We start from the raw sequence: 24,029 nt of genomic DNA, 5'->3' as shown, positions 1-24,029 counted from the left end.
CGGCGGTCGTTGGGACCCCCACTACAAGCGTCACACCGGCCCAAAGGCGTTGCAAACAGCGCCGGTGGCCCCCGTCACCGTCAGTAGGCGGCGGTCACGTGCAGCACCTCGAAGGGCCGAGCCGCGGCGCGGTCCCGGAAGGGGCGCAGCGGCGAGGTGCTGGCCCGGTGGGCGGCCCCCGCCTCCCAGGTGCGGAAGGCGGCCAGGTCGCGCCACCGGCTGAGCACCACGAACACCCGGTCGTCGTGCACGTCCCGCAGCAGCTCGTTGCCGAGCATGCCCGCCACCCCGGCGAGCTCCTCGCTCACCGTCCGGTAGGCGTGCTCGATCGCCTCGGCGCTGTCCGCCACGTGCCGCACCAGCACCCGTACCTCGCCGGTCACCGCCGGGCCTCCCACTCCTCGTGGGTGGCGGGCCCGCCGGGGCCGGAGGTGAGGTGGGCGACCACGCTCATGGTGGTCATCGCCCCGCCGCTGCGGTACGGGTGCAGCCGCTCGCGGTGCTCCACGTGGCGGCGGCTCGTCTCGAACTCGCGGAAGCGGGCCTCGTCCACCCAGTCGCTGACGATGTAGTAGACGCCCTCCTCGTCCAGGCTGCGCGACAGCCACTGGCCGAGGTTGGCCGGATGGGAGGTGACCGAGTCGCCCACGGCCTGCCACACCTGCTCGAACTCCTGCTCAAGGCCGGGCTTGACCTGCATGCGGAGCATCACCCGGAACGGGCCGGCCGTGGCCGCGGCCATCAGGAGATGCCCCCGTCGACGGCGATGGTGGCACCCGTGACGTACCCGGACCGGTCGCCGGCCAGCCACAGCACGGCGTCGGCGACCTCCTCGGGCCGGCCCAGCCGGCCCAGCGCCGTCTTGGTGCTGTAGCGCTCGCGCAGCACCGCCGCCTGGTCCGCCGGCATCGTGTCGAACGCCTCCGTCTCGATCACCCCGGCGGCGATGACGTTGAACCGGCGCCCGGTGCCACCGAACTCCTTGGCCAGCGACCGGGTCAGCCCGCGCAGCGCGGCCTTGGACGCGGTGTAGTGGGCCCGCAAAGGGATGCCCACCTCCGACGACTTCGAGCCGATGCTGATCACGGAGGCCCGCTCGGAGAGGATCGGCAGGGCGTGCTGGATCACCAGGTGCGCGGCCGTGAGGTTGGTGTCGAGGATGCGCCGCCACTCCTCCAGCGGCAGCTCGCCGTACGGCACGTGGCTGATCGCGCCGGCGTTGTTGACGACGACGTCCAGCCGGCCGAACCGGGTGGTGCACTCGCGCAGCAGCGACGCGACCTGGCCCGGGTCGGCGAGGTCGGCGCGCAGGACGTGGTGGTCGCCGCCGGTGGCCTTCAGCTCCTGCTCCAGCGCGGCGACCGCGTCGCTCTCCTGGCGGTGGCAGGTGATGACGTCGGCCCCGGCCCGTGCCAGGGCGAGCACCACGGCGCGGCCGATGCCGCGGGTGCCTCCGGTGACCAGGGCCTTCCTGCCTTCCAGACCGTGATCCATGGTGACGGTCTCCCTTCGTGGCATCGGTGCGGTGAATGGGGGAGGGGGCGGGTCAGTGCAGCAGCAGGCCCAGCCCCAGGCAGTTGGTGACGAGTGCGGCCACGGCGAGCAGGCAGCGGACCCGGTTCCACGCCCCCCAGCCGGGGCGCGGGTCCCGGCGGGCGAAGTCCGCCGGCAGCGCTTCGGGGTCCAGCGAGCGGACCCAGCGGTTGACCGGCACGTTCCGGGTGACCGACACGGCCACCGCGGCCAGCACCAGCGGCACGCCCGCCGCGAACGCCCAGCGGGCCGGTCCGTGCGGCGCGCCCAGCGCCAGCACGGCGTCGCCGGCCACCGTGCCGAGGAAGCACAGCGGCATGAACGGGTCGTAGCGGGTGGCGAAGAACGCGTGCGCGTGGACGTAGCGGGCCGGCGGCAGGGACGCCAGCAGCGGCCAGCCGCCCAGCTGCGTGCCCACCAGCACCCCGGCGGCCAGCCCGTTGGCCAGCACGACCAGCGGCAGCACCAGGGCGGTGACCAGGGACGGCACGGCGGGCCCGGGTCAGCGGGCGCCGGCGGACTGCCGTGCCGCCGCCTCGATCCGCTCCTTGATGCGCCGCATCTGCGCCGTGCTGTTGGTGTTGAGGCGCTCGGTCATGGCGGCGTCGTCCAGCGGCAGGCCCGGCTTCAGCTCGAAGTCCTGCACCCAGCGCATCCGCACGCCGCCCTCCTCCTGGGTGAACTCCCAGAACAGCCACATATACTTGAAGTTGCCGGTCTCCACCCGGCGCGCGTGCACCACGTGCCGCTCGGGGTCGCTGATCCGCTCCGACACCCAGCTCCACGACGTGCCGTTCTCGTCCGGGTGCAGCGCCAGCCGGAACCGCACCCGGTTCCCGTCCCGCTCCTGCACCGTGGCCTCGGCGTACTCGCTGAACAGCGTCGTCCACGACGCCACGTCGTTCGTCGTCTCCCACACCAGGGACAGGGGTGCGTCGATGAGGATGGAGTTGTCCGTGTGTCCTGCCATGGTCAGCGTCCCGCTTCCGTGAGGTTGTCGTTGACGTACGCCACGAACGCGCCCGGCGTCCGGGCCTCCAGCGCCGGGGTGTCCGTGAGCGGCACGCCCCAGGTGCGCTGCACCTGGCTCGCCAGCTCCAGCACGGCGAGCGAGTCGTAGCCCAGCTCGGCGAACGCCACGTCGCCGATGTCGCCCGCCAGGTCCACCGATTCGTCGACGCCCACGCACTCCCGCATGACCGTGCGGAGATCGTCCAGCGTGAAACCACTCATGCCGTCACCTCTCTTCCGTGACCCCTGTCGTTCCCCGACCGTCCGCGTCCCGGCCGCGCACGGCCCGCAGCACCAGGGCCGAGGCGAAGCCGCCATGGCCGCGGGCCAGCACCACCGCGGTGCGCGGCGCGCTGCGCCGCGGGGCACCGGTGACCAGGTCGAGGTCGCAGCCCGGGGCGAGCCGCGAGGTGCCGGCGGTGGGCGGGACGACGCCCTCCCGCAGGGCGAGCAGCGCGGTCGCCGCGTCCAGGGCCGACCCGCCGCCGTACAGCCGCCCGGTGAGCGTCTTGGGCACTGTCACCGGCACCCCGCCCGGCCCGAACACCTCGCTGATCGCCCGCGCCTCCGCCAGGTCCTCGGCGGGCACCGCCAGGCCGTCCGCGAACACCACGTCCACGTCCGACGGCGCACAGCCGGCGTCGGCCAGCGCCCGCTCCAGGGTGCGCCGCAGCACCCGGGGCCGGTCCGACCCCGGCGGCGGGTCGAAACCCGCGGCGTACCCCGCCACCACCCCGTAGCCCGCGCCCGGCGGCACCGCCGCGGCGTCCCGCAGCACGAGGATCGCCCCGCCCTCGCCCGGCACGTACCCCGAGGCGTCCACGTCGAAGGGCAGGTAGGCGCGGGCCGCGTCCTCCACCGTCGACAGCCGCCCGGTGGCCAGCTGGGCGGTGAGCCCGTACGGGCACAGCGACGCGTCGGTGCCGCCGGTGACGACCAGCTCCGCCTCGTCGCGCAGCACCCGCCGCGCCTGCCCGATCGCGTCGAGCCCGCCGGCCTGCTCGGTGGCCAGCACCCCGCAGGGGCCGCGCATGCCGTGCCGGATGGAGATCTGGCCGGTGGTGGCCGCGTAGAACCACGCGATCGACTGGTAGGCCCCCACCCACGAGGGGCCCTTCCGGTACAGCCGCTCCATCTCGTGCTGGCCGAACTCGGTGCCGCCCGAGGAACTGGAGGTGACCACGGCCATCGCGTACTCCGGCAGCGCGGCCGGGTCGACGCCCGCGTCGTCCAGGGCGGCCCGCGCCGCCCACAGCGCCAGGTGCGTCCAGCGGTCGGTCTGCGGCACCAGCCGGCCCGGCAGCGCCTCGCGCGCGACGAACCCCGGCACCTCCCCGGCCAGCCGCACCGGATAGCCCGACGGGTCGAACCGGCTGATGCGGCCGATGCCCGGCTTCCCGGCGAGCACCGCCTGCCAGTGCGCGTCCGTGCCCATCCCCGTCGGCGCGATCACCCCGATGCCGGTGACCACCGCGGTGCCCGAAGGGCCCATGGCCTCCTCCTGCTCCTCTCACGTGCCGGCACGCGTCAGCACGGCCGCGCTCTGGAACCCGCCGAAGCCGCTGCCCACGCTGAGGACCGTGTCCATCCGGTGCTCCCGCGCGGTCAGCGGCACGTAGTCCAGGTCGCACTCGGCGTCCCGGTGGCGCAGGTTGGCCGTGGGCGGCACCACCTGTGCGCGCAGCGCCAGGGCACAGGCCGCGACCTCCAGCGAGCCGATGGCGCCCAGCGAGTGCCCGATCATGGACTTGATGGAGCTGACGGGCACCCGGTACGCCCGGTCGCCCAGACTGCGTTTGAACGCGGCCGTCTCGTGCCGGTCGTTCTGCCGGGTGCCCGAGCCGTGCGCGTTGACGTAGTCGACGGCGGACGGGTCGCGGCGGGCCCGGCGCAGCGCCGTGTCGATGGCCTCGGCCATCTCCCGGCCATCGGGTTTGAGGCCGGTCATGTGGAAGGCGTTGCTGCGGCTCGCGAAGCCGGCGATTTCCGCGTACATCCGGGCGCCCCGCGCGCGGGCCGCCGACGCCGCCTCCAGGACGAGCACGGCGGCGCCCTCGCCGAGCACGAAGCCGTCGCGCCGGGCGTCGAAGGGGCGCGAGGCGTGCTCGGGGTCGTCGTTGTTGGGGGACGTCGCCTGGATCGCGTCGAAGCAGGCCGACGTGATGGGGGACAGCGGCGCGTCGGTGGCGCCGGCGACGACGACGTCGGCGGTGCCCTCCTCGATGAGGCGGGCGCCGTGCCCGATGGAGTCCAGGCCGGAGGTGCAGCCGGTGGAGACCAGCGCCACCGGGCCCTCCGCGGCCACCTCGTGGGCGACCTCGACGGCCAGGGTGCTGGGCACCATGTAGCCGTACAGGTGGGGCACGCCGTAGGTGTGGTCCACCAGCCAGTGCCGGCCGTCGTCGGACAGGACGCGGTACTCCTCCTCCAGGCCGACGGTGCAGCCGACGGCGCTGCCCAGGGACACCGCGACGCGGCCGGGGTCGGCGGCGGGCAGCTCCAGGCCGCTGTCGGCGACGGCCTCGCGGGTGCTGACGACGGCGAACTGCGCGGCGCGGTCCATGCGCCGTACCTGCTGGGACGTCAGCCCGGCCGCGTACGGGTCGAAGTCCACCTCGGCGGCGATCCGGGAGCGGAACGCGGACGGGTCGAAGCAGGTGATGCGGCGGGTCGCGGTGCGGCCGGCGGTGAGCAGCTCCCAGAAGGGCTCGCGGCCCACCGCCCCCGGGGCCACCACGCCGATGCCGGTGACGACGGCGCGGTCGCCCCTCACGGGCCCGTCCCGACGTCGGGCGCGGGCCGGCCGGGCTCCGGCACCGGCTCGGTGTCCACGTGGCCCAGTTCGGGGCGGGGCGCCAGCGGCGACAGGTGGAAGACGCCGGTGGCCGGCTCGTCGCCGGTGTTGACGAGGCGGTGCCGCACGCCGATGGGCACGTACAGCGAGTCGCCGGGCCCCAGCGGCACCGGCTCGCCGTCCACGGCCATCTCCAGCCGGCCGCTGACGACGTGCAGGAACTCCTCGGAGTACGGGTGGTAGTGCTCGCTGACGTACTCGCCGGGCTCCAGCCGCAGCACGCCGCCGAAGCCGGAGGTGCAGCCGACCGTGCGCGGGCTGAGCGTGACGCGCAGCTCGCCGCCGCGCCGCCGGTTGGCCGCCACGTCCGAGGCGTTGACCCGGTGCCGCCCGCCGCTCACCGTTCCCTCCCGTTGCGGGCGCTCCACACGTAGAACGGCGAGGCCATGGCGTCCTTGGGTTCCTTCCAGTTGGGGTCGTACGGCGCGACGAGCTCGGCCAGGCGCCGGTTGATGTCGGCGTACAGGGGGTGGCTGCGCGCCCGGTAGAGGCTGGGGCCGATGTCCTGGTCCGCCTCGACGAGGTGGAAGTACAGGTCGTGGAAGGTGAAGAGGGTCCGCCGGTCCACCCCCACCATGTGCGGCAGGTCCGTGGCGTCCGACGCGCCGAAGACGTCCGCTATGCGCGAGGGGTCGTCGGTCCTCAGCCTGGCGACGATCAGCGTGCGGTGCACATCGCCCTCCTCCGGGCACGGGTGCGCTGACGCAGCAGACCGTCGCAGACGGCTCTTGAAGGCTCCTGGAAGGGGGGTCAAGCGGGCTTCGAACGCGGGGGCGGGTCACCAGGCGGTGGGCCGGCCGTGCCGCAGCAGGACGCCCGTCGGCCCGTCGTCGGGCAGGGCGAGGGCGTGCAGCACGTCCGCGGCGGCCTCCTGCGGCGACCGTTCGCCGCCGGGCAGCATGCGGGTGCGGGTGCGGCCGGGGTTGACCGCGTTGACCAGCACGCCGGTGCCGCGGGTGCGGGCGGCCAGCAGCGTCGTCAGGGCGTTGACGGCCGTCTTGGACAGGGAGTACGCGGGCGTGCCGGGGTGGAGGCCCGCGCCGAAGGTGCCCGTACCGCTGGACAGCAGCACCACCCGCCCCCAGCCCGCCGCCACCATGCCGGGCACGAAGGTCTGGCAGACCCGCCAGGCGCCCAGCACGTTCACCTCCAGCGTGGCCCGCACCGTCTCCAGGGGCACGGTCAGCACGTCGTGACCCGCGTCCAGCAGCACCCCGGCGTTGCTCACCAGGCCGTCCACCGGCCCGGCCGCCTCGCGGGCCGCCGCCACGCCCTCCGGGCATGTCACGTCCAGCGCGAGCCCCCGCGCGCCCGGCCCCAGGGCCGTCGCGGCCGCGCGGGCCGCCGCCCCGTCCCGTGCCGTCAGCACCACGCGCCACCCGGCGCCGAGCAGGGCCCGCGCGGTGGCCAGGCCGATACCCCGGTTCGCCCCGGTGACCAGGGCGGTGCGGTGGAACCCCACGGCCGCCTCCTCTCCCGGCGGTCCGCCCGCCGCTCCTGTTGCCGGTCCGGTGGCCACCGTCCCGGCCGGGGCTCGACGGCCGGTGAGGCGGGGGCGACGCGGCTGCCCAGCCGTCCTCGAGCCCGCCGCGAGGTGCCCGGCCCAGCATGGCGGCGACCACCGGCTGGAAGGGGACGCGCCGCGATGCGCTTGCTGTTCACCACCTGGGCGTGGCCGTCGCACCTGTACGCGCTGGTGACCCAGGCGTGGGCCTGCCGGGCCGCCGGCCACGAGGTCCTCGTCGCCGTCCAGCCCGCGCTGGTGGCGGAGGCGGCCCGGTGCGGACTGCCGGCCGTGCCCGTCGGGCACGACGTGGACGCGGTGGCGATGGTGCGCGGCTACGTGCTGGGCACGGCGCACCGGCGGGCCTCGCCCGGCTCCGGGCCGCGGGCCGCGTACATGGTCCTCGCCCACGCCGAGTCGATGCTCGACGGGCTGGTCGCCCTCGGCGCCGAGTACCGGCCCGACGCCGTCGTCTACGAACCCACCACCCTGGCCGGCCCGCTGGCCGCCGCGGCCCTCGGCGTGCCGGCCGTACGCCACCTCTACGGCACCGACCTGATGCAGCGGGCCCGCGCGGTGCTGCCCGGCATGTTCGCGCCGCTGGCCGCCCGCCACGGCGTGGAGGGCACCGACCTGTACGGCACCGTGACGGTCGACCCCACGCCACCCGGCCTGCGCCTGCCCGGCGGCGTGCCCGCCGTACCGGTGCGCTACGTGCCGTACAACGGCAACGGGCGGCCGGTCGGCCTGCCCACCGCCACCCGCCCCCGCGTCTGCGTGACGTGGGGGCACACCATGGCGAAGCTGTCGCCCGCCCGCTTCCTGCTGCCGGCCGTGCTGCGTGCCCTGCACCCCCTGGGCGTCGAGCTGGTCGCCGCGGTCTCCGCCGCCCAGGTGCCGCTGCTCGGCCGGCTGCCGGACGACGTACGCGTGGTGGTCGACGCACCGCTGGACGGCCTGTTCGCCCGCTGCGACCTGGTCGTGGCGCACGGCGGCGCCGGTACGTCCATGACGGCGCTGCACCACGGCCTGCCGCTGCTGCTCGTCCCGCAGCTGCCCGACCACGCCGCGCACGCCGCCGCTGTGGCCGGCGCCCGCGCCGGCACGCTGCTGCCCGCCGGTGACGCCGGGCCCGCGCGGCTGCGCGAGGAGACCGCCCGGCTGCTGGAGGACGGCACCGCGCGGGAGGCCGCGGCGCGGCTGCGGGAGGAGATGCACCGGCCGCCGCCGCCGTCCGCACTGGCGGCGGACCCGCGCACGGCCCTGGGGCTGCCGGGGTGAGGCCTGCCGGGCGCAGCGCAAGGACCACCGCCTGATACCGCCGATACCACTGATATCGCGACAGACGAGGACGCAGCATGTGTGGGCTGGCCGGATGGATCGACTTCGAGCGGGACCTCACCGAACACGCCGCCACCGTCCGCACCATGGTGGCTGCCATGGCCAACCGCGGCCCGGACGCCGAGGCCGTCTGGACCGGCCGGCACGCCGCCCTGGCCTCCCGCCGGCTCGCCGTCATCGACCTGCCCGGCAGCGCCCAGCCCATGGTCGCCGAGCACGACGGCACCGTCCTGGCCGTCCTCGTGTACACCGGCGAGGTCTACAACTACCGCGCCCTGCGCGACCGGCTGACCGCCCTCGGCCACCGCTTCCGCACCGCCGGCGACACCGAGGTCGTGCTCCGCGCCTACCTGGAGTGGGGCGAGCACTGCGCCGAGCACCTCGACGGGATGTTCGCCTTCGCCGTCTGGGACCCGCGGCACGACACGCTGCTGCTCGCCCGCGACCGGCTCGGCGTCAAACCCCTCTACTACGCGCCCACCGCGCAAGGCGTGCTGTTCGGCTCCGAGGTCAAGGCGCTGTTCGCACACCCCCTCGTCGAGCCGGCGGTCGACCGCGAGGGCCTCGCCGAACTCCTCTCGTACATCGCCACCCCCGGCCACGCCGTCTACCGCGGCGTGCGGCAGGTCCGCGCCGGCCACGTCCTCACCGTCACCCGCGGCGGCCTGCGGGAACGCCGCTACTGGGAGCTGCCGGCCCACGAGCACACCGACGACTGGCCCACCACCGTCGACACCGTCCGCGGCCTGCTGGAGGAGGCCGTCGCCTCCCACCTCGTCGCCGACGTGCCCCTGTGCACCCTGCTGTCCGGCGGCCTCGACTCCAGCGCCATCGCCGCCCTCGCCGCCCGGCACGGCGCCGGCACCCGGCCGCGCACCTTCGCCGTCGACTTCGAGGGCCACACCGAACGGTTCCGGCAGGACTTCTGGCACGACAGCCCCGACGCGCCCTACGCCGCCGAGGTCGCCGCCTTCGTCGGCACCGAGCACCGCCCCGTCGTCCTGCGCACCGCCGACCTGGCCGACCCCGTCACCGGCCACGCCGCGCTCGTGGCCCAGGACCTGCCCCGGCCCACCCCCGACATGGACCGCTCCCTCTACCTGCTGCTGCGCGCCGTCCGGCAGCACTCCACGGTCGCCCTGATGGGCGAGGCCGCCGACGAACTCTTCGGCGGCTACCGCTCCTTCACCGACCGCGCCCTCGTCGACAGCGGCAACTTCCCCTGGGTCACCATGGGCTTCGGCGTCGCACCGCACGGCATGGGCACCGGGCTCCTCGACCCGGGCCTGCTGCAGAAGACCGACGTGCCCGGCTACTCCGCCGACCGGTACGCCGAGGCCGTCCGCGAGGTCCCGCCCGTCGCCGGCGAGGACGACCGCGAGGCCCTCCAGCGCCGCGTCGGACATCTGCACCTCACCCGCTGGCTGCCACTGCTCCTCACCCGCAACGACCACCTCGGCATGGCCGTCGGCCTGGAGATACGCGTCCCCTACTGCGACCACCGGCTCGTGGAGTACGTCCACACCATCCCCTGGCACCTCAAGACCCGCGACGGCCAGGAGAAGAGCCCACTGCGCGCCGCCCTGCGCGGCCTCCTCCCCGAGTCCGTGCTGCGCCGGCCCAAGAGCCCCTTCCCCATCACCCAGGACCCCGGCTACGGGCACGTCCTGCGCGACCGCCTCGCGGACGTCGTCGCCGACCCCAACAGCCCCGTCCGCCCCCTGCTCGACCTGCCCGCCGCCCGGAGGCTGCTCGCCGAGGACCGGCCCGTGCACACCACCGGCTGGGGCGAGCGCCGCAACGTCGAGATGGCGCTCCAGCTCGACGCCTGGCTCCGCCACTACGGCGTGCGCCTGACGCCGTGACCGCCCGGCCCGTCGCCACCGGCCCTTCGGAAAGGAAGCGAACGATGCTGCGAGACCGGCTGACCCGGATCGCCGAACCGGTGCTGCACCGGGTGCTCGACCACCCCTTCTGGGCGGGACTGCGCTCCGGCACGCTCCCCGGCGAGGCGCTCACGCACTTCGTCGAGCAGGACACCGGCCACCTGCTGCCCGCCTACGCCCGCGCCCTGGCCCGCAGCGCCGCCACCGCGCCCGACGACGCCCACGCGGCGTTCTGGGCGCGCGCCGCGACCGGCACGTTCCAGGCCCGCGACCGGCTCAGCGACGCCTTCACCGAACTCGCCCCGCACCTCGGCGTGAAGACCCCCGCGGACCGGGCGCCCGCCGACCCCCTCGCCCTCGCCCACTGCTCCTTCTTCCTGGCCGCGGCGGCGGCCTCGCCGGCCGCGGCCGCCGGGGCCCTGCTGCCCATGGCCTGGTTCAACCAGCGCGTCTCCCAGGACCTCGCCGAACGCCACACCCCCGGCTCCCGCTACGCCCCCTGGATCGCGCTCTACCAGCCGGCCGAGGGCTACGCGCACGTCGTGGAACGCTGCCTCGCCGTGGCCGAGGAGATCGCGGAACGGTCGGGCGAGGACGGGCGCGAACGGCTCGTGGACGCCTTCCGGCAGGCCGTCCGCTACGAGTGGACGTTCGCCGAGAGCGCCTGGACCCGGCCCGCGTGGCCCGTGTGACGCAACGCCCCAGAGAAGCGACGAGAGCACCGGAATGGAACCGGAGTGGAACCGGAGTGGAAAGGCCGACGACACCGATGACCGCACCCCTGAGCTATCCCTTTCCGTGGACCCCGCCCATGGAGATCCCCGACGCCCTGCGCGGACTCCGCGACCAGGCCGCCGTCACCGTCACCCTGCCCAGCGGCGACCGGGCCCTGATGGTCACCCGCTACGCCGACGTGCGCGCCCTGTTCGCCGACCACCGGCTCAGCCGCAACATCTCCCGCCGGCAGCGGCCCGACGTCGCCCGGATCTCCGCCGACAACGAACTGTTCGCCGACCCCGAGATCAACCCCGACCCGCCGGACCACATCCGCGTCCGCGGCCTCGTCACCCGGGCGTTCACAGCCCGCCGCGTCGAGGCGCTGCGCCCGGTGGCGCAAGGCGTCTGCGACGAGCTCATCGCGGCGATGAAGGCCGGCACCCGGCCCACGGACCTCAACGAGGCCTTCGCCTACCCGCTGCCCATCCGGGTCATCTGCCGCCTGCTGGGCGTGCCGCTGGAGGACCGGGACCGGTTCCGGTACCTGGTGGACGGCTTCCTGTCCGTCACCAAGCTGCCGGTGGAGGAGATGCAGCGGTGCCGCGAGGGGCTGTGGCAGTACCTCGGAGAACTCATCGACAGCAAGCGCGAGCAGCCCGGCGACGACCTCGTCAGCGGGCTGATCAAGGCCCGGGACGAGGACAACAACCGGCTCTCCGAGCACGAGCTGCGGTTCTGGACCCAGGGCCTGCTGATCGCCGGCTACGTCACCACGGCGAGCCAGATCGGCGCGAGCACGGCCGTGCTGCTGCACCACCGCGAGCTGGTGGAGGAGATCCAGGCCGACTGGTCCCTCGTACCGAGTGCGGTCGAGGAGCTGCTGCGCACCCAGATCATGGGCTCGTCGGTCGGCACACTGCGCTACGCGGTCGAGGACATCCCGCTGTCCGACGGCACGGTCATCGCCAAGGGCACCAGCGTGCTGCTGTCGGAGGAGTCGGCCAACATGGACGAGGAGGTCTTCCCCGAGCCGTTCCGCCTCGACATCCGGCGCACCGACAACCACCACATGACGTTCGGCGCGGGGCTGCACTACTGCGCCGGCGCCGCGCTGGCCCGGATGGAGCTCCAGGTCGCCACCCGCTCCCTGCTGGAACAACTGCCGGACCTGCGGCTGGCCGTCCCCGGCGACCGGCTGCCGCGCGGCCTGGGCGGATTCACGGAGGGCTTCACCGAGATCCCGGTCACCTGGTAGTGCGACGATAGGAGAAACCGTGCGCGTCACCGCAGACAGGGACACCTGTACGGTCAGCAGCCTGTGCGTCTACCGCGCCCCCGAGGTCTTCGACCAGGACGAGGACGGCCACGTGGTCGTCCTCCGCCCCGACCCCCCGGAGCACCTCCACCCCGCGGTCCGCGACGCCGCCCGCAGCTGCCCCACCCGCTCGATCAGGATCACCGAGGAGGAGTGAGCGCAAGTCCGGGGGAGCGGCGGGCCGTCACACGCCGACGGTTCCGTCGATCCCCTCGCGCAGCAGGTCGGCGTGGCCGTTGTGGCGGGCGTACTCGTGAATCACGTGGTGCATGACCAGCCGCAGGGAGACGTGCTCCCCCCAGCGCGGCTGGTAGCCGGTGACGTCGAGCGACGCCGCTTCCCGCTCGATGCGCCGGGCGTGCGCGACCTCCGCCTCCCACGCGCCGAACGCCTCCGCGCGGGTGGCACCGGCGGCGTTGTACGCCACCTGGTAGTCGCCCTCCGCCGACCACACCAGCGGGACGTCCTCGGCGTCGATGACGCGCCGGAACCAGGTGCGTTCGACCTCGGCCATGTGCCGTACCAGCCCCAGGAGCGACAGCGCGGACGGCGGCATCGACCGCCGCCGCAACTGCTCGTCCGTCAGCCCCTCGCACTTCATGGCGAGCGTGGCGCGGTGGAAGTCGAGGAAGGAGCGGAGCGTCTCGCGCTCCCCGCCGAGGAGGGGAGGCGGGGTGCGTCCGGTGGTCACGGTGCGGCCCTTTCAGCTTCGGCGGCGGAGGTCGAGCATGCAGAAGACCTTGTCGTAACGGCGCTCGCCGACGGCGACGTAGTCGGGCAGCCGGCCGTACTCGGTGAAGCCCAGGGAACGGTAGAGGCTGAGAGCGGTGAGGTTGTCGCCCCGGGCGTCGAGGGTGAGCACCTCGACGCCCGCCCGCCGGGCATCGGCGACCAGGGCAGCGGTCAACGCCCGCCCGACGCCGTGCCCCTGCGCAGCGGCGTCCACCGCGACCTTCTCCAGCTCGGCATGCGGCCGATGGGTCGGCCGGTTATGGCGCAACCAGTACCCCAGCCCGACGAGCCGCCGCCCGAGATACGCGGCCCGCAGGGCCCCGTCCCCGTCCCGCACGGCACGCAGAACGGAACCGAGCAGCTCCGCCACCTCACGGGGCGAAGGCGGCTCGACCCACCCGAGCGCGGCCCCACCACGAACGAGGTCCGCCAGGATCCGGTGGGCCTCCTCGACGAAGCCGGCCTCACGGCCGGGGTCGGCCGACAGCTCCGTCGCCTCCAGCACGACGGGCCCGGCCGTCCCGCTGTTGATCACGGTCGTCATCACGACGCGAGCCTATCCGGCCGGCGCTTGCGCGGCCTTGGGCAAGGCGGTGGGGGCACGGAGGGGGCCATGAGCTGCTGGCCGCTGCCGGCGGCGTGCGCCGGCATGACGGCACCTGCCAACAGCGTTGCTGGGAGCCGGTCACTGCCGCTCAGCAGCCGATGGTGAACCGGCGCTGCACGAAGCGGGGGAGTTCGGCCTCGTCCAGCAGCGCGACCGCGGCGTCCTCCGCCGAGACCCGGCTGAGGCCGTCGACGTCGCGGACGGGCTGGTCGCCGCCGATGCGGAAGCGGCCGGTGCGCTCGCCGGGGGCGATCTGCTCGGCGGGGCTGAAGCAGGTCCAGAGCCGGTTGGAGGTGCGCAGGACGTCCAGCGCCTCGCGGTGACCGCGTACGGCGGCCGCGTACGCGCGGGGGAGGCCTGAAGTTGATGGGCTCGGGCGGGCCGGACGCGATCACCCTGCGGGCGATCGCCCGCGAGATGGGCATGACCGCCAACGCCGTCTACGGCTACTTCGCCACCCGCGACGACCTGGTCACCGCGCTCATCGCGGATGTCTGCACCGCGCTTGCGGACGCCGTCGACGCCGCCTGGGCCGCTTCCGCGCAGGGCACTCCGGCAGAACGGATCCGGACCTGGGCGCACGCCTTCCGCGCCTGGGCCCTGGCCAACCCCGGGGGCTTCCGGCTGATCTACGGCTACCCCGTCCCCGGCTACCGTGCCCCCGACGGCGGCGGCGCACCGGACGCCGCCCGCCGTGTCTGCATCGGCATCGCCGCCCTGGCGGACACTGGGGCAGCGCCGAACGGACGCACGCGGAGAGCGACTTCGGCTGGGACGACTTCGACCCCGGTCTGCTGGACAAGGTCCGCCCGGCCTTCCCCGAGCTGCCGCCGGCCGGGGTGGCCCTCGCCCTGCCGATCTGGGGGCACCTCCACGGCCTGGTCACGCTGGAGATCCACGGCCACTTGCGCGCCCAGACGCTCTCACCGGACAAGCTCTCCGCCGCCGAACTCGCCCAGATGGTCAGGTCGCTGGGGCTCGGCGATCAGAGGCTCATGCCCGGTTCGGCGGAGGCTGGGCGGGGCGCCGGCATCACCACAAGGTGATCTCCTCGCCGATCGACTGCTCACGGGCGGCGGTGACGACCAGGGCAGCGGCTGCGGCGTCCTGCACTGCTACGCCGACCGATTTGTAGAGGGTGATCTGCTCCGGCGAGCTGCGTCCCGTTGTGCTGCCGAGGACGAGTTCGCCGAGCTCGGCGTGCACGTGGTCGGCGGTGACGAGGCCGTTGCGGATCGGCGTCAGCAGGTCGTTGCTGCCTGCCGGGAAAGGGGCCAGCGCGGCTTGCCGCGATTCGACGCACACCAGGGCCTCGGCGACCGTGGCGTCGTCGACCTCGCGACCGGCCGGGTTGTACCCGACCGACGTGATGTGCACCCCGGCGCTCAGCCAGGGGCGGCGGATCACGGGTTCGAGGGCGTGGGTGGTCGCAGCGGCGATGTGCGCGCCGTCGAGCGCCTCGGCGTAGGAGGACGCGGCACGGGCCTCGGCCTCCAGCACGGACGACAGCTCCTCTGCCACGGCGGCCGCTTTCGCCGGATCCCGGCCGGCCACCCGGACCTGCCGGATCGGGCGCACCCGGCAGATCGCGTGGGCGTGCGACCGGGCCTGCACGCCGGTGCCCAGGACCGCCAGCACTGTCGCGTCCCTGCGCGCCAGCAGCCGCACCGACAGCGCAGAACAGGCGGCGGTCCGTGCCGCGGTGATGACCGAACCGTCCAGCAACGCCGCGGGCTCACCGGTGTCCGGGTCGAACACCACGATCAGAGCCTGGTGGGTCGGCAGCGGTGTCCCGGCATTGCGCGGGAAGAGGGAGACCAGCTTGCTCATGAGCACCCCGGCCGACGGCACGAAGCCCGGCATCGCCGCCAGTAAGCCCTCCTGCTCGGGCACTAGAGCAGCGACGCGGTCAGGGGCCGAGGCGCGACCCGCACTGAGGTCCGCCATGGCCGAGGCCATGGCATCGATCAGCACGTCCATGTCGAGCAGGGTCTCGACCTGCGAGCGCCCCAGTACGAGCATTCTCCCCACCTCCTGATGCTCTCCCGGCTGAAGGCTCGTCAGCCGAATCGGCCGAGTCAGCCGGACCAGTCGAAGCGTCGACCGTAGCCACCCTGCCCCAATGGCGCCACGCCGCCCTCCTGAGCACGTTCATCCGTAGAGGCCGCCTGAGCGCAGGCAGGGGCACAGGCGCGAGCTGCGACGTGGTCGTGGATGAGGCGGGCGAAGGCGCGGGCGGCGGCGGACCGGTAGGCGCCTTCGCGGGGGAGGCTGATCGGCCTGCCGATCCGATCCGGCTCGCCCCTTCCTCCGGAGGCGCCGGGGCTCCTGGGAGGACGCGGCCGAGCCGGCGATCGCCCGGTCTTCCACCGGCGCACGGCTGCGCTGTCAGCGGCGGCTGACATGATCGGCACTGGCCGGGAAGACGCAGGAAGGACGGCATTCGTGCAGGACGTGACACGCCATACGGTCGGCGAGCAGCACATCGCCCACGCGCTGGAGGACATCTTCCGGCGGACGTTCCACCACTATCACGGCCTCCGCTACGACCGTCTGTCCCTGAAGGGGCTTCGGGAGATGCACGACGACCTCCTCGACCACGTCGCGGCCCGCACCACCGAGAACCCCGCGCTCGACGAGCAGTCACGCACAGCGTTGCTGACCGCCGCGGAATGCTCCCTGGGGATCCTGAGCGTCGGCTGTTTCCCCGACGGGGATCAGGAAATCTCCCTCCCGCTCGTCGACGAGAAGCTCACCACCGAGGAGATCTGCTTCGGCGACGACGCCGTCGACCAGGCCCCCACAGCCCGTACATGGTGGGACGCATTCGCGATATGCCTGGTCAGCGGCCTGCTGTGGGAATGGCAGCGGGTGATCGGACTGCTCCTGCGCGACGACTTCGCACCCGCGATCCGCGACGGCGTGCCCTACTCGGAGCTGATCTCGGTCTCGGACCCGGCGGACCTCGCCGCCATGGACGCACTGTGCGGCTACCTCACCCCGTCGCGCAGTCACCTACCCCGCGACTGGCCGACCGTGCCCCTGCGCCGGCCCGACGCCGGCGAGCGCGCCGAGGCAGCCCGCCGCCTGGACGCAGCCGGCCCACTGACACCGGACCAGCGCCTCCTTCGCGTACTCCTGGAGGACGAGCAGCACGCCTTCGAACAGGCCCTCGCCGCCCGGCTCACCGAGCACCACGAGCGCGCGGGAGCCGATCCCGCCCCCAGAACTCTGCTACCGCTCGGCCCCCTCGCCCTGGCCTCCCTTGCGGTGCAGGTCCACGGCTGGGAACTGGGCGTCCGCTCCGGCTACCTGCCACCCGCCCTCCTCGGGTCGCCGCAGGCACCGGTGTAAGAGAGCGGGCGGGGAGAATGACGGGGCATCTGATGGCTCCTCCGTTCGCCACCACCACGGCGCTCACACGTCGCGGCGCCGCACGACGAGTACGGCGAGGGCGACCGTGGCCAGTGGCCAGAGCGCGTACACGGTCCAGGAGCCGGTGATGGTGGCGGTGTAGGCCAGGGAGCCGGGATCCGGCTCCCACGTCTCGACCAGGCGCTTCCAGGCCGCCGACACCAGCGCGTGCTTGATGTCCGCCGACCAGCGGTTGCTCTCCGAGAACATGGTGGGCAGCATCAGCAGGGTGAAGACGCTGGTGACCATGGTCGCGGCGGCGTGCCGGAGCAGAACGCCGAGGCCCAGGCCGACCAGTGCGCAGACCGGGGCCAGCAGCGCGGAGGCCGCCAGTGCCCGGAACACCCCGGGATGGGTGACCGGGACGCCGCCGTGGTGCCCGCCGAGGACGGCCTGGGACACGAGGAGGGAACCCGTGGCGGCGACCGCGCCGGCCACGGTCCACACGGCGGCGGTGACGGCCGCCTTGGCCAGGACCACCGAGCCGCGGGCCGGCACGGCCACGGTCGTGGTGCGGATCAGGCCGCTGCTGTACTCGCTCACCACCGTGAGGGCACCGGCGCAGCCGGCGACGAGGATCAGCGTCCAGTACCCCGCCGGGGGAAAGGCGTCGTAGGGCAGGAAGCCGGCGGGGCCCGAGTCCTTGGCCGCGCTGTCCGTCAGCGTGGCCACGGCGGCGGACCCGACGACGAACACGATGGTGAGGGCGATCGTCCACGCGGTGGAGCGCAGGGACCGCATTTTGATCCACTCGGCGGCGAGCAGGTCGCGGAAGCGCGCGGCGGGCGCCCCGGCGACGGAAGGGAGCGAGGTGAGCGTGGTCGTCGGTGCTGTCATCGGTGCTGTCCTGCCAGGTATTCGACGCTGTCGGCGGTGAGTTCCATGAAGGCCGCCTCCAGCGAGGCGGTACGGGTCGTCAGCTCGTCGAGCCGGATGCCGTTCCGGAGGGCGAGCGCTCCGATCCGGTCGGCCGGGAGCCCTGTCACGGCGAGCTTCTCGGCGCCGGCCGAGCCCTCCGGCTCGACGGAGGCGCCCGCCGCGGTCAGCACGGCCGCGAGCTCGGCGGCCTGCGGTGTCGCCACCACGACGCTGCGCCCGGTGCCGCGGGCCGCGAAGTCCCGTAGCGGCTCGGCGGCGACGAGGCGGCCCCGGCCGATGACGACCAGGTCGTCGGCGGTGTTCTCCATCTCCGACATCAGGTGGCTGGAGAGGAAGACCGTGCGCCCCTCGTGGGCCAGGCGCCGGAAGAGCCGGCGCACCCAGAGCACGCCCTCCGGGTCCATGCCGTTGACCGGCTCGTCGAACATGAGCACCGGCGGGTCGCCGAGCAGGGCGGTGGCGATGCCCAGCCGCTGCTTCATGCCGAGGGAGAACCCGCCGATGCGGCGGTTCGCCACCTCGGCCAGGCCCACCTCCTGCAGCACCTCGCCCACCCGGCGCCGCGGGATGCCGTTGCTGCGGGCCAGGGCGGACAGGTGGGCCGCGGCACTGCGGCCGCCGTGGACCTGCCCGGCGTCGAGGAGGGCACCGACGTGCCGCAGCCCGCGCGGGTGGCGGTGGAACGGGACCCCGCTGACGGTGGCGGTGCCGGTGGTGGGCGCGTCCAGGCCGAGGATCATCCGCAGGGTGGTGGACTTGCCGGCGCCGTTGGGGCCGAGGAAGCCGGTGACCCGGCCGGGCCGCACGGTGAAGGACAGACCGTCCACGGCCGTCTTGCTGCCGTAGCGCTTGGTGAGTTCGTTGACTTCGATCACGACGGCCACACTGCCGGGAGGTGCCCTGCCCGGGCATGGGGCCGGGGACGGCAATCGTGCGCACGGACCCGCCCGTGGGTGTACGTCCCCGGGCTGATGCCGCCCGGCCGGCGGCCCGATTAGTCTCCCGGCGTGAACAAGAGAACGAAGGCCGTGGTGTGGGCGGGGGCCGCCGTCTACCTCCTCATGGTGGGCCTGCTGGTGGGCGGCGCGCCACGGGCGTCGGGCACGGTCCACGGCGCCGGGGCACTGCTGGCCGCGAGCCTGCTCGCCGGCGCGGTGCGGCGGGCGCCGCTTCCGGCGCTGGGACTGGCACTCCTCGGATCCACCGCCGTGGTGGTGGGCCCCCCGACGTCCGCCCACGAGAGCCCGGCCGCGGCGTACCAGGGCGAGTTCCTGTCGTACCTGGCGGTGGACGTCGTCCTGGGCTTCGTCGTCGCCACCCGCGCGCGACGGCCCGCCGTCGTCGCCGTCGCGGTGTCCTTCGCCGTCCAGCTCCTGGTGACCGGCCTCTTCGCGCACGGCGACAACCTGACCGTCAACGGGCTCATCGCCCTCCTGGCGATGGCCGCGTCCTGCACCGCCGGCCTGCTCGCCCGCGAGCGCCGCGAGCACGCGGCGGCGCTGCGTACGCAGGAGGTGGCCGAGGCCGTGACCGCCGAACGGCTGCGGATCGCACGCGAACTGCACGACATGGTCGCGCACAGCATCGGCATCATCGCCATCCAGGCCGGCGTGGGCAGCCGGGTCATCCGCACCCAGCCGGCGGAGGCCCGCGAGGCACTGAGCGCCATCGAGGCCACCAGCAGGGAGACTCTCTCCGGCCTCCGGCGCACCTTGGTGTCCCTCCGTCAGGCCGACCGGGGCGCGGCGGCCGTCGCCCCCTTGCCGGGCCTGGCGGACATCGAACGGCTGGCGGCGGCGACCGCGGACGCGGGCGTACGGGTCGAGGTGCGCCACAGCGGCGACCAGCGCCCGCTGCCCGCCGACATCGACCTGTCCGCGTACCGCATCGTGCAGGAAGCGCTGACCAACGTGGTCCGCCACGCGGGCACCGGGCAGTGCCGGGTGACCATCGACCACGGCGACGAGGAACTGTCCGTGGAGATCACCGACGACGGGCGTGGCGGCACCGGGAACGGCTCCGGCCACGGCTTCGGCCTCATCGGCATGCGCGAGCGCGTCGCTCTGCTGGGCGGACACCTCAGCGCCGGCCCGCGCCCCGAGGGCGGCTTCCGCGTGACGGCCCGCCTGCCGCTGCCCGCACGCGTGGGGGTTGCCCGATGACGATCCGCGTCCTGCTCGCCGACGACCAGCCGCTGGTGCGGTCCGGCCTCCGCGTCATCATGGCCGACCACCCCGGCCTGGAGGTCGTCGGAGAGGCCGCCACCGGCGCGGAGGCCGTCCAACTGGCCGAGGACGTCAACCCCGACGTCGTGGTGATGGACATCCGCATGCCCGGCATGGACGGCATCGAGGCCACCCGCCTCATCACGACCGGCCCATCGACGGCGCGCGTCCTCGTCCTGACCACCTTCGACGAGGACGACCACGTCCACGGCGCCCTCCGGGCCGGGGCGAGCGGTTTCGTGGTCAAGGACATGGCACTGGACGACATCCTCGCCGCGATCCGCGTGGTCGCCGCCGGCGACGCCCTGATCGCGCCGGGCGTGACGCGCCGCCTGATAGCGGACTTCGTCCGCCAGCCGGCGGCTCTGCCGGAGCGCCCGCCACGCCCGGTCGAGGGCATCACGGAGCGGGAACGGGAAGTACTGACCCTGGTCGGCCGAGGCCGGTCGAACACCGAAATCGCGGCGGACCTCTTCATCACGGTGGCCACGGCCAAGTCGCACGTGTCGCGGCTGCTGACGAAACTGGGCGCCCGGGACCGGGTGCAACTCGTGATCACGGCTTACGAGATGGGGCTCGTCACACCACCTCGGTGAGCAGCCGCGGCTGCCGCGCGGCAGGCCATCGACGTGCCGCCGCCATACGCCTGCCGGCAGCACGGTGGCGGGCGGCCGAGCAGGGACACCTTTTGTGGCCCGGACCTCATCGGCTCGTCACAGCCAATCATCTCCTGCCCTCTGGACGGCGTGGACTGGGTCCCGTTCGGCTTCGCCGGTTTCAGCACGCCCCACCGGACATCTGGACCGGACGAAGATCTCGCCTCCCACGGCATCGTCAAGGTCCTCGACGAGCCCAGTTACGGCCCCACTGACCGTCAAGTTCCCTGACAGCAACGACATTTCGTAGCCACACGTATGTGATCCGGGCGACAGTGAAGGGCGTTGAGATTCTAGGTCGCGTGACCTAGTGTCTCCGGTGTGGACGATGACATCCAGTTAGACGTGAATGGCCCGGTGCTCGTGGTCGGTGGTTACGGGACGGTCGGCGGTGACCTGACGCGGCTGGCCGCTCCCGCGTGGCCGTTGCTGCTCACCGGGCGCAGCCCGGAGCGTGGGCAGGCGCTGGCCGACGAGGTCGGCGCGTCGGTGCGGTGCTGGGACCTGAGTGACCCGCAGCCCTTCTCGGCCGGTGTGCGGGCCGTGGTCAGCGCCGTGAACGACCCGGAGGACCGGGTGCTGCGTGCCGCGGTCCGCGGTGGCGTCCCGTACGTCGACATCACGCGCTGGACCGCGCGGCTGCAGCGGGCGGTCGCGGTCACGGCCGTGACCCCGCCGAAGGCACCGGTGCTGCTGTCGTCCAGCTGGATGGGCGGGGTGACCGCACTGGTCACCGCGGCGCTCGCCGAGACGCTCGGCGGCGCGTCGGCCGTGGAGATCGCGATTCGGTACGACCTCAAGGACCGGGCCGGCACCGACTCGGTGGAGTTCATGGACCGGCTGGGGCTCGACTACGAGGTGACCATCGGCGGGGAACGCCGGATGATCATGCCGCTGAGCGGTGCCGGTCACGTCACCATCGGCGGACACCGCACCAAGGTCGCGCGGATCGACACCCCCGAGCAGTTCACCCTGCCGCTGTCCCTGGGAGTCGACACGGCGATCACCCGGATCGGCTTCAGCGCGAACTCGTCGACCTCCACGCTGCTGGCGCTGAAGAAGACGGGATTCTTCCGGTGGGGCCGTGGTGACCGGTTCGAGTCGGTGCGGCGCTCGATGCTGTACTCGCCGGGCGAGGGCGGCAGCGCGCTGCTGCGGATCGACGTCCGCGGCAGGAACGGGCAGCAGCGCACCGCGGTGGTCAAGGACCCCGCCGGGCAGGCCCACCTCACTGCGCTGGGCGGCGTCCTGGGGCTGCGGCGGGTGCTCGGTGAGGACGGTGCCCCGGCACCGTCCGGGGTGGTCTTCCCGGAGCTGACGCCGGTGCCGCAGGAGGTTCTTCCCGCCCTGGAGAAGGCGGGGGTCGAGGTCACGGTGTCATGAGCGGGGCGACGGACAAGGGCGGCCGGCCGCAGCTGACCCGGCAGGGCAGCCTCCGCCGCACGAGCCTGCTGGACGCCGCCGAGACGGTGCTCGTCGCCCGTGGGAACGCGGACGCCTCGCTGCGGGCCATCGCCGAGGAGGCGGGGGTGCGGGTCGGGCACCTCCAGCACTACTTCCCCACGCGGGCCGACCTGATCAAGGCCGTGCTGGAACGGGCCCTCGACCGTTCGCTGGAGCGCCTCGCCGACACCACGGGCCTGCGGGTCTCCCCGGACGCCCCGCCGTCCGGGCAGGCCCCGCAGGACCCGGTCGACGCCGCGGACGTGGTGGCGGTGGTCCTGGCCGAACAGGAGGACCCGCGGCTGGTCCGGCTGTATGTCGAGGTGTGGGCACTGGCGGCGAGGGACGAGGACATCGCCGAGGTGGTCCGGGAGTTCTACCGCAAGTACGTCGCGCACGTGGAGGCGTACGTGCGGCAGGGCCGCCCCGACTGGCCGGCCGAGTTCTGCCGGGCCAGGGCCGAGACCTTCGTGGCCCTGGTCGAGGGGGCGGCCCTGATGCGGTCGGGGATCGCCGGCAGCAGGTCACAGGCCATGGACACCCAGCTCGCCCAGCAGGCCGCACAGCTGCTCAGGGACTGACCGACGCAACGCACCGGCCCCGGCGGACGATCCGGAGGCCGGCCGGGCCCGCGCCGCGGTGGCGCGGGCCGACGGGCCCTCGCACGGGTCCATCAGCAGTCACCAGGGGGATTTCACCATGTCCGAGGCAATCGACCTCGCCGGACTCGCGGCGAGCGCCGGTCTTGAGCGGGAACTGCAGCGGCTCACCACGAGCCGGGGCATCATCCGCACGCGGCAGCTGAACCAGCAGGAGACCTGGACGGTACTCGGCGCCGCGCTGACGCGCGAGCTGCTGAGCGACCCGAGGCTCTCCAACGACGTGCACACCCACGCTCCGCACGGGGCCCTGGTCGAGGGCATGCCCGTCATGCTCCTGGAGCAGGACGACCCGGAGCACTCCCGCTACCGCCGCCTGGTGACCGCGGCGTTCGCCTCCAAGGCCGTACGGCAGCTGGAGCCGCGCATCGTGCAGATCACCCGGGAACTGCTGGACGCGCTCGGGGACAGCGGGACGGCGGACTTCATCGAGGCGTTCACCTACCCGATGCCGCTGGAGGTGATCTGTGACCTGCTCGGCGTACCGGCCGAGGACCGGGACCCGTTCCGCCGGTGGGCCATGGACATCTCCGCCGCGCCCTCGCTGGAGGCGATGCAGAAGGCGGCCGCCGAACTGTTCGCCTACTGCGCCACGCTGATCGCCGCCAAGCGGGAGCACCCCACCGAGGACCTGCTCGGCGAGATGATCGCGGCACGGTTCGAGGACGGCACCGGGCTGAGCGACGAGGAACTCTCCTCCTTCACCGCGGTGTTGCTGATCGCCGGCCACGACACGGTGACGAACCTGCTGGCCAACGCCCTCCACGACCTGCTCACGCACCCCGCACAGCTGGCCGCGCTGCGCCGGGACCCCTCGCTGGCCGGCCAGGCGGTGGAGGAGGCGCTGCGGTTCCGCGGCTCGGCGATGACGACCGTCAACCGGGTGGCGCTGGAGGACATCGAGGCCGGCGGCGTGGTCATCCGCAAGGGCGAGCTGGTGCGGTTCCTGCTGAACGCGGCCAACCGCGACGAGGACGTGCGCGAGGACCCGCACACCTTCGACATCGGCCGGGCCACCGCACAGCACATGGCGTTCGGCATGGGGCCGCACTTCTGCCTGGGGCAGCGGCTGGCGCGTCAGGAGGCGACGATCGCGCTCACCGAGATCCTGGACCGCTTCCCCACCCTGGAGCTGGCGGTTCCGCCGGAGGAAGTGCGGTGGCTCGCCTCGGACGCGATCCGGGGCCTGGAGGAACTGCCGCTGCGCTACGCGCGCGGTACCGCGTGAACGGCGCGGGAACACGGAAACAGCG

The 24,029-nt window shown here is 73.8% G+C and carries 29 protein-coding genes and 1 pseudogene; 14 read left to right on the top strand and 16 right to left on the bottom strand.

The window, feature by feature from the left end; genetic code table 11:
• Window positions 1-80 precede the first annotated feature (80 nt).
• The 11 genes from IE305_RS28920 to IE305_RS28870 all read right to left on the bottom strand — a co-directional run bounded on the left by IE305_RS28920 (window position 81) and on the right by IE305_RS28870 (window position 6,860).
• Window positions 81-383 carry an antibiotic biosynthesis monooxygenase family protein gene (locus tag IE305_RS28920; protein WP_190132760.1) on the bottom strand — a complete coding sequence of 101 codons (303 nt, stop codon included), beginning with the start codon at window positions 381-383 and terminating at the stop codon, window positions 81-83.
• On the bottom strand, window positions 380-742 hold the full coding sequence (locus IE305_RS28915) for an antibiotic biosynthesis monooxygenase family protein (protein WP_190132759.1): 363 nt from the start codon (window positions 740-742) through the stop codon (window positions 380-382). Before IE305_RS28915 ends, IE305_RS28920 begins: the two co-directional genes overlap by 4 nt.
• Window positions 742-1,494 (bottom strand): SDR family NAD(P)-dependent oxidoreductase, encoded by a 753-nt coding sequence (locus IE305_RS28910; RefSeq protein ID WP_190132758.1) that lies wholly within the window; start codon window positions 1,492-1,494, stop codon window positions 742-744. The genes IE305_RS28915 and IE305_RS28910 overlap by 1 nt, the downstream gene beginning before the upstream one ends.
• A 52-nt stretch (window positions 1,495-1,546) precedes the next feature.
• Entirely contained in the window at window positions 1,547-2,023 is a 477-nt protein-coding gene (locus IE305_RS28905; RefSeq protein ID WP_229891664.1) for an anthrone oxygenase family protein, read from the bottom strand.
• A 12-nt stretch (window positions 2,024-2,035) separates the two neighbouring features.
• On the bottom strand, window positions 2,036-2,503 hold the full coding sequence (locus IE305_RS28900) for an SRPBCC family protein (RefSeq protein WP_190132757.1): 468 nt from the start codon (window positions 2,501-2,503) through the stop codon (window positions 2,036-2,038).
• Window positions 2,504-2,505: 2 nt separating this feature from the next.
• Window positions 2,506-2,766 carry an acyl carrier protein gene (locus IE305_RS28895; RefSeq protein WP_190132756.1) on the bottom strand — a complete coding sequence of 87 codons (261 nt, stop codon included), beginning with the start codon at window positions 2,764-2,766 and terminating at the stop codon, window positions 2,506-2,508.
• 4 nt (window positions 2,767-2,770) lie between these two features.
• Window positions 2,771-4,036, bottom strand: coding sequence for a ketosynthase chain-length factor (locus tag IE305_RS28890; protein ID WP_190132755.1), 1,266 nt, complete (start codon window positions 4,034-4,036; stop codon window positions 2,771-2,773).
• An 18-nt stretch (window positions 4,037-4,054) separates the two neighbouring features.
• Window positions 4,055-5,317, bottom strand: coding sequence for a beta-ketoacyl-[acyl-carrier-protein] synthase family protein (locus IE305_RS28885; protein ID WP_190132754.1), 1,263 nt, complete (start codon window positions 5,315-5,317; stop codon window positions 4,055-4,057).
• Window positions 5,314-5,739 (bottom strand): cupin domain-containing protein, encoded by a 426-nt coding sequence (locus tag IE305_RS28880; protein WP_190132753.1) that lies wholly within the window; start codon window positions 5,737-5,739, stop codon window positions 5,314-5,316. The genes IE305_RS28885 and IE305_RS28880 overlap by 4 nt, the downstream gene beginning before the upstream one ends.
• Complete coding sequence (locus tag IE305_RS28875) at window positions 5,736-6,071, bottom strand: TcmI family type II polyketide cyclase (RefSeq protein ID WP_190132752.1); 336 nt, start codon at window positions 6,069-6,071, stop codon at window positions 5,736-5,738. The genes IE305_RS28880 and IE305_RS28875 overlap by 4 nt, the downstream gene beginning before the upstream one ends.
• A gap of 105 nt (window positions 6,072-6,176) precedes the next feature.
• Entirely contained in the window at window positions 6,177-6,860 is a 684-nt protein-coding gene (locus tag IE305_RS28870) for an SDR family NAD(P)-dependent oxidoreductase (RefSeq protein WP_190132751.1), read from the bottom strand.
• 183 nt (window positions 6,861-7,043) lie between these two features.
• Here IE305_RS28870 and IE305_RS28865 point away from each other — a divergent pair, with 183 nt between their 5' ends.
• The 5 genes from IE305_RS28865 to IE305_RS28845 all read left to right on the top strand — a co-directional run bounded on the left by IE305_RS28865 (window position 7,044) and on the right by IE305_RS28845 (window position 12,318).
• Window positions 7,044-8,183, top strand: coding sequence for a nucleotide disphospho-sugar-binding domain-containing protein (locus IE305_RS28865; RefSeq protein WP_190132750.1), 1,140 nt, complete (start codon window positions 7,044-7,046; stop codon window positions 8,181-8,183).
• Between the two features lie 77 nt (window positions 8,184-8,260).
• Window positions 8,261-10,108: an asparagine synthase (glutamine-hydrolyzing) gene (gene asnB, locus IE305_RS28860; RefSeq protein WP_190132749.1), complete on the top strand. Its 1,848-nt coding sequence runs from the start codon at window positions 8,261-8,263 to the stop codon at window positions 10,106-10,108.
• 44 nt (window positions 10,109-10,152) lie between these two features.
• A complete protein-coding gene (locus IE305_RS28855; RefSeq protein WP_190132748.1) occupies window positions 10,153-10,821 on the top strand; it encodes a TenA family protein in 669 nt (222 codons plus the stop codon).
• A 119-nt stretch (window positions 10,822-10,940) separates the two neighbouring features.
• A complete protein-coding gene (locus IE305_RS28850; protein WP_229891663.1) occupies window positions 10,941-12,101 on the top strand; it encodes a cytochrome P450 in 1,161 nt (386 codons plus the stop codon).
• Between the two features lie 19 nt (window positions 12,102-12,120).
• Entirely contained in the window at window positions 12,121-12,318 is a 198-nt protein-coding gene (locus IE305_RS28845) for a ferredoxin (protein WP_190132746.1), read from the top strand.
• A 27-nt stretch (window positions 12,319-12,345) separates the two neighbouring features.
• Here the strand turns inward: IE305_RS28845 and IE305_RS28840 are convergent, their stop codons facing one another.
• Both IE305_RS28840 and IE305_RS28835 read right to left on the bottom strand, forming a co-directional pair.
• The gene (locus IE305_RS28840; RefSeq protein ID WP_190132745.1) at window positions 12,346-12,852 is read right to left on the bottom strand and encodes a DinB family protein; all 507 of its coding nucleotides are present in this window, start codon (window positions 12,850-12,852) and stop codon (window positions 12,346-12,348) included.
• A gap of 12 nt (window positions 12,853-12,864) precedes the next feature.
• On the bottom strand, window positions 12,865-13,437 hold the full coding sequence (locus tag IE305_RS28835; protein WP_190132800.1) for a GNAT family N-acetyltransferase: 573 nt from the start codon (window positions 13,435-13,437) through the stop codon (window positions 12,865-12,867).
• A gap of 127 nt (window positions 13,438-13,564) precedes the next feature.
• Between IE305_RS28835 and IE305_RS28830 the strand changes: the two genes are divergently transcribed.
• The 3 genes and pseudogenes from IE305_RS28830 to IE305_RS33255 all read left to right on the top strand — a co-directional run bounded on the left by IE305_RS28830 (window position 13,565) and on the right by IE305_RS33255 (window position 14,546).
• On the top strand, window positions 13,565-13,861 hold the full coding sequence (locus IE305_RS28830; RefSeq protein WP_190132744.1) for a hypothetical protein: 297 nt from the start codon (window positions 13,565-13,567) through the stop codon (window positions 13,859-13,861).
• 5 nt (window positions 13,862-13,866) lie between these two features.
• Window positions 13,867-14,181, top strand: a pseudogene (locus tag IE305_RS33260) (TetR/AcrR family transcriptional regulator); the annotation flags it as partial.
• A 158-nt stretch (window positions 14,182-14,339) separates the two neighbouring features.
• Window positions 14,340-14,546: a hypothetical protein gene (locus IE305_RS33255; protein WP_229891661.1), complete on the top strand. Its 207-nt coding sequence runs from the start codon at window positions 14,340-14,342 to the stop codon at window positions 14,544-14,546.
• Here the strand turns inward: IE305_RS33255 and IE305_RS28820 are convergent.
• Window positions 14,533-15,522, bottom strand: coding sequence for an ornithine cyclodeaminase family protein (locus tag IE305_RS28820; RefSeq protein WP_190132743.1), 990 nt, complete (start codon window positions 15,520-15,522; stop codon window positions 14,533-14,535). The genes IE305_RS33255 and IE305_RS28820 overlap by 14 nt on opposite strands.
• Window positions 15,523-15,945: 423 nt before the next feature.
• Here IE305_RS28820 and IE305_RS28815 point away from each other — a divergent pair, with 423 nt between their 5' ends.
• A complete protein-coding gene (locus tag IE305_RS28815) occupies window positions 15,946-16,854 on the top strand; it encodes an immunity 49 family protein (protein WP_190132742.1) in 909 nt (302 codons plus the stop codon).
• A 63-nt stretch (window positions 16,855-16,917) separates the two neighbouring features.
• On the opposite strand, the gene IE305_RS28810 is transcribed toward IE305_RS28815, so the two are convergent.
• Both IE305_RS28810 and IE305_RS28805 read right to left on the bottom strand, forming a co-directional pair.
• Entirely contained in the window at window positions 16,918-17,751 is an 834-nt protein-coding gene (locus IE305_RS28810; RefSeq protein ID WP_190132741.1) for an ABC transporter permease, read from the bottom strand.
• Entirely contained in the window at window positions 17,748-18,668 is a 921-nt protein-coding gene (locus IE305_RS28805) for an ABC transporter ATP-binding protein (protein ID WP_190132740.1), read from the bottom strand. Before IE305_RS28805 ends, IE305_RS28810 begins: the two co-directional genes overlap by 4 nt.
• Window positions 18,669-18,800: 132 nt before the next feature.
• On the opposite strand from IE305_RS28805, the gene IE305_RS28800 reads away from it, so the two are divergent.
• The 5 genes from IE305_RS28800 (at window position 18,801) to IE305_RS28780 (ending at window position 24,004) form a co-directional block, all read left to right on the top strand.
• Window positions 18,801-19,955: a sensor histidine kinase gene (locus tag IE305_RS28800; protein ID WP_229891659.1), complete on the top strand. Its 1,155-nt coding sequence runs from the start codon at window positions 18,801-18,803 to the stop codon at window positions 19,953-19,955.
• On the top strand, window positions 19,952-20,614 hold the full coding sequence (locus tag IE305_RS28795) for a response regulator (RefSeq protein WP_190132739.1): 663 nt from the start codon (window positions 19,952-19,954) through the stop codon (window positions 20,612-20,614). Before IE305_RS28800 ends, IE305_RS28795 begins: the two co-directional genes overlap by 4 nt.
• Window positions 20,615-20,995: 381 nt before the next feature.
• Complete coding sequence (locus tag IE305_RS28790; protein ID WP_229891657.1) at window positions 20,996-22,057, top strand: saccharopine dehydrogenase family protein; 1,062 nt, start codon at window positions 20,996-20,998, stop codon at window positions 22,055-22,057.
• Window positions 22,054-22,698, top strand: a complete 645-nt coding sequence (locus IE305_RS28785) for a TetR/AcrR family transcriptional regulator (RefSeq protein WP_190132738.1) — start codon at window positions 22,054-22,056, stop codon at window positions 22,696-22,698. The genes IE305_RS28790 and IE305_RS28785 overlap by 4 nt, the downstream gene beginning before the upstream one ends.
• 118 nt (window positions 22,699-22,816) lie before the next feature.
• On the top strand, window positions 22,817-24,004 hold the full coding sequence (locus IE305_RS28780) for a cytochrome P450 family protein (protein ID WP_190132737.1): 1,188 nt from the start codon (window positions 22,817-22,819) through the stop codon (window positions 24,002-24,004).
• The last annotated feature ends 25 nt before the right edge of the window (window positions 24,005-24,029 follow it).

The sequence above is a fragment of the Streptomyces mashuensis genome (assembly GCF_014654785.1).
Taxonomy (GTDB): Bacteria; Actinomycetota; Actinomycetes; order Streptomycetales; family Streptomycetaceae; genus Streptomyces; species Streptomyces mashuensis.
This window is presented reverse-complemented; position numbering and strand designations above follow the sequence as displayed.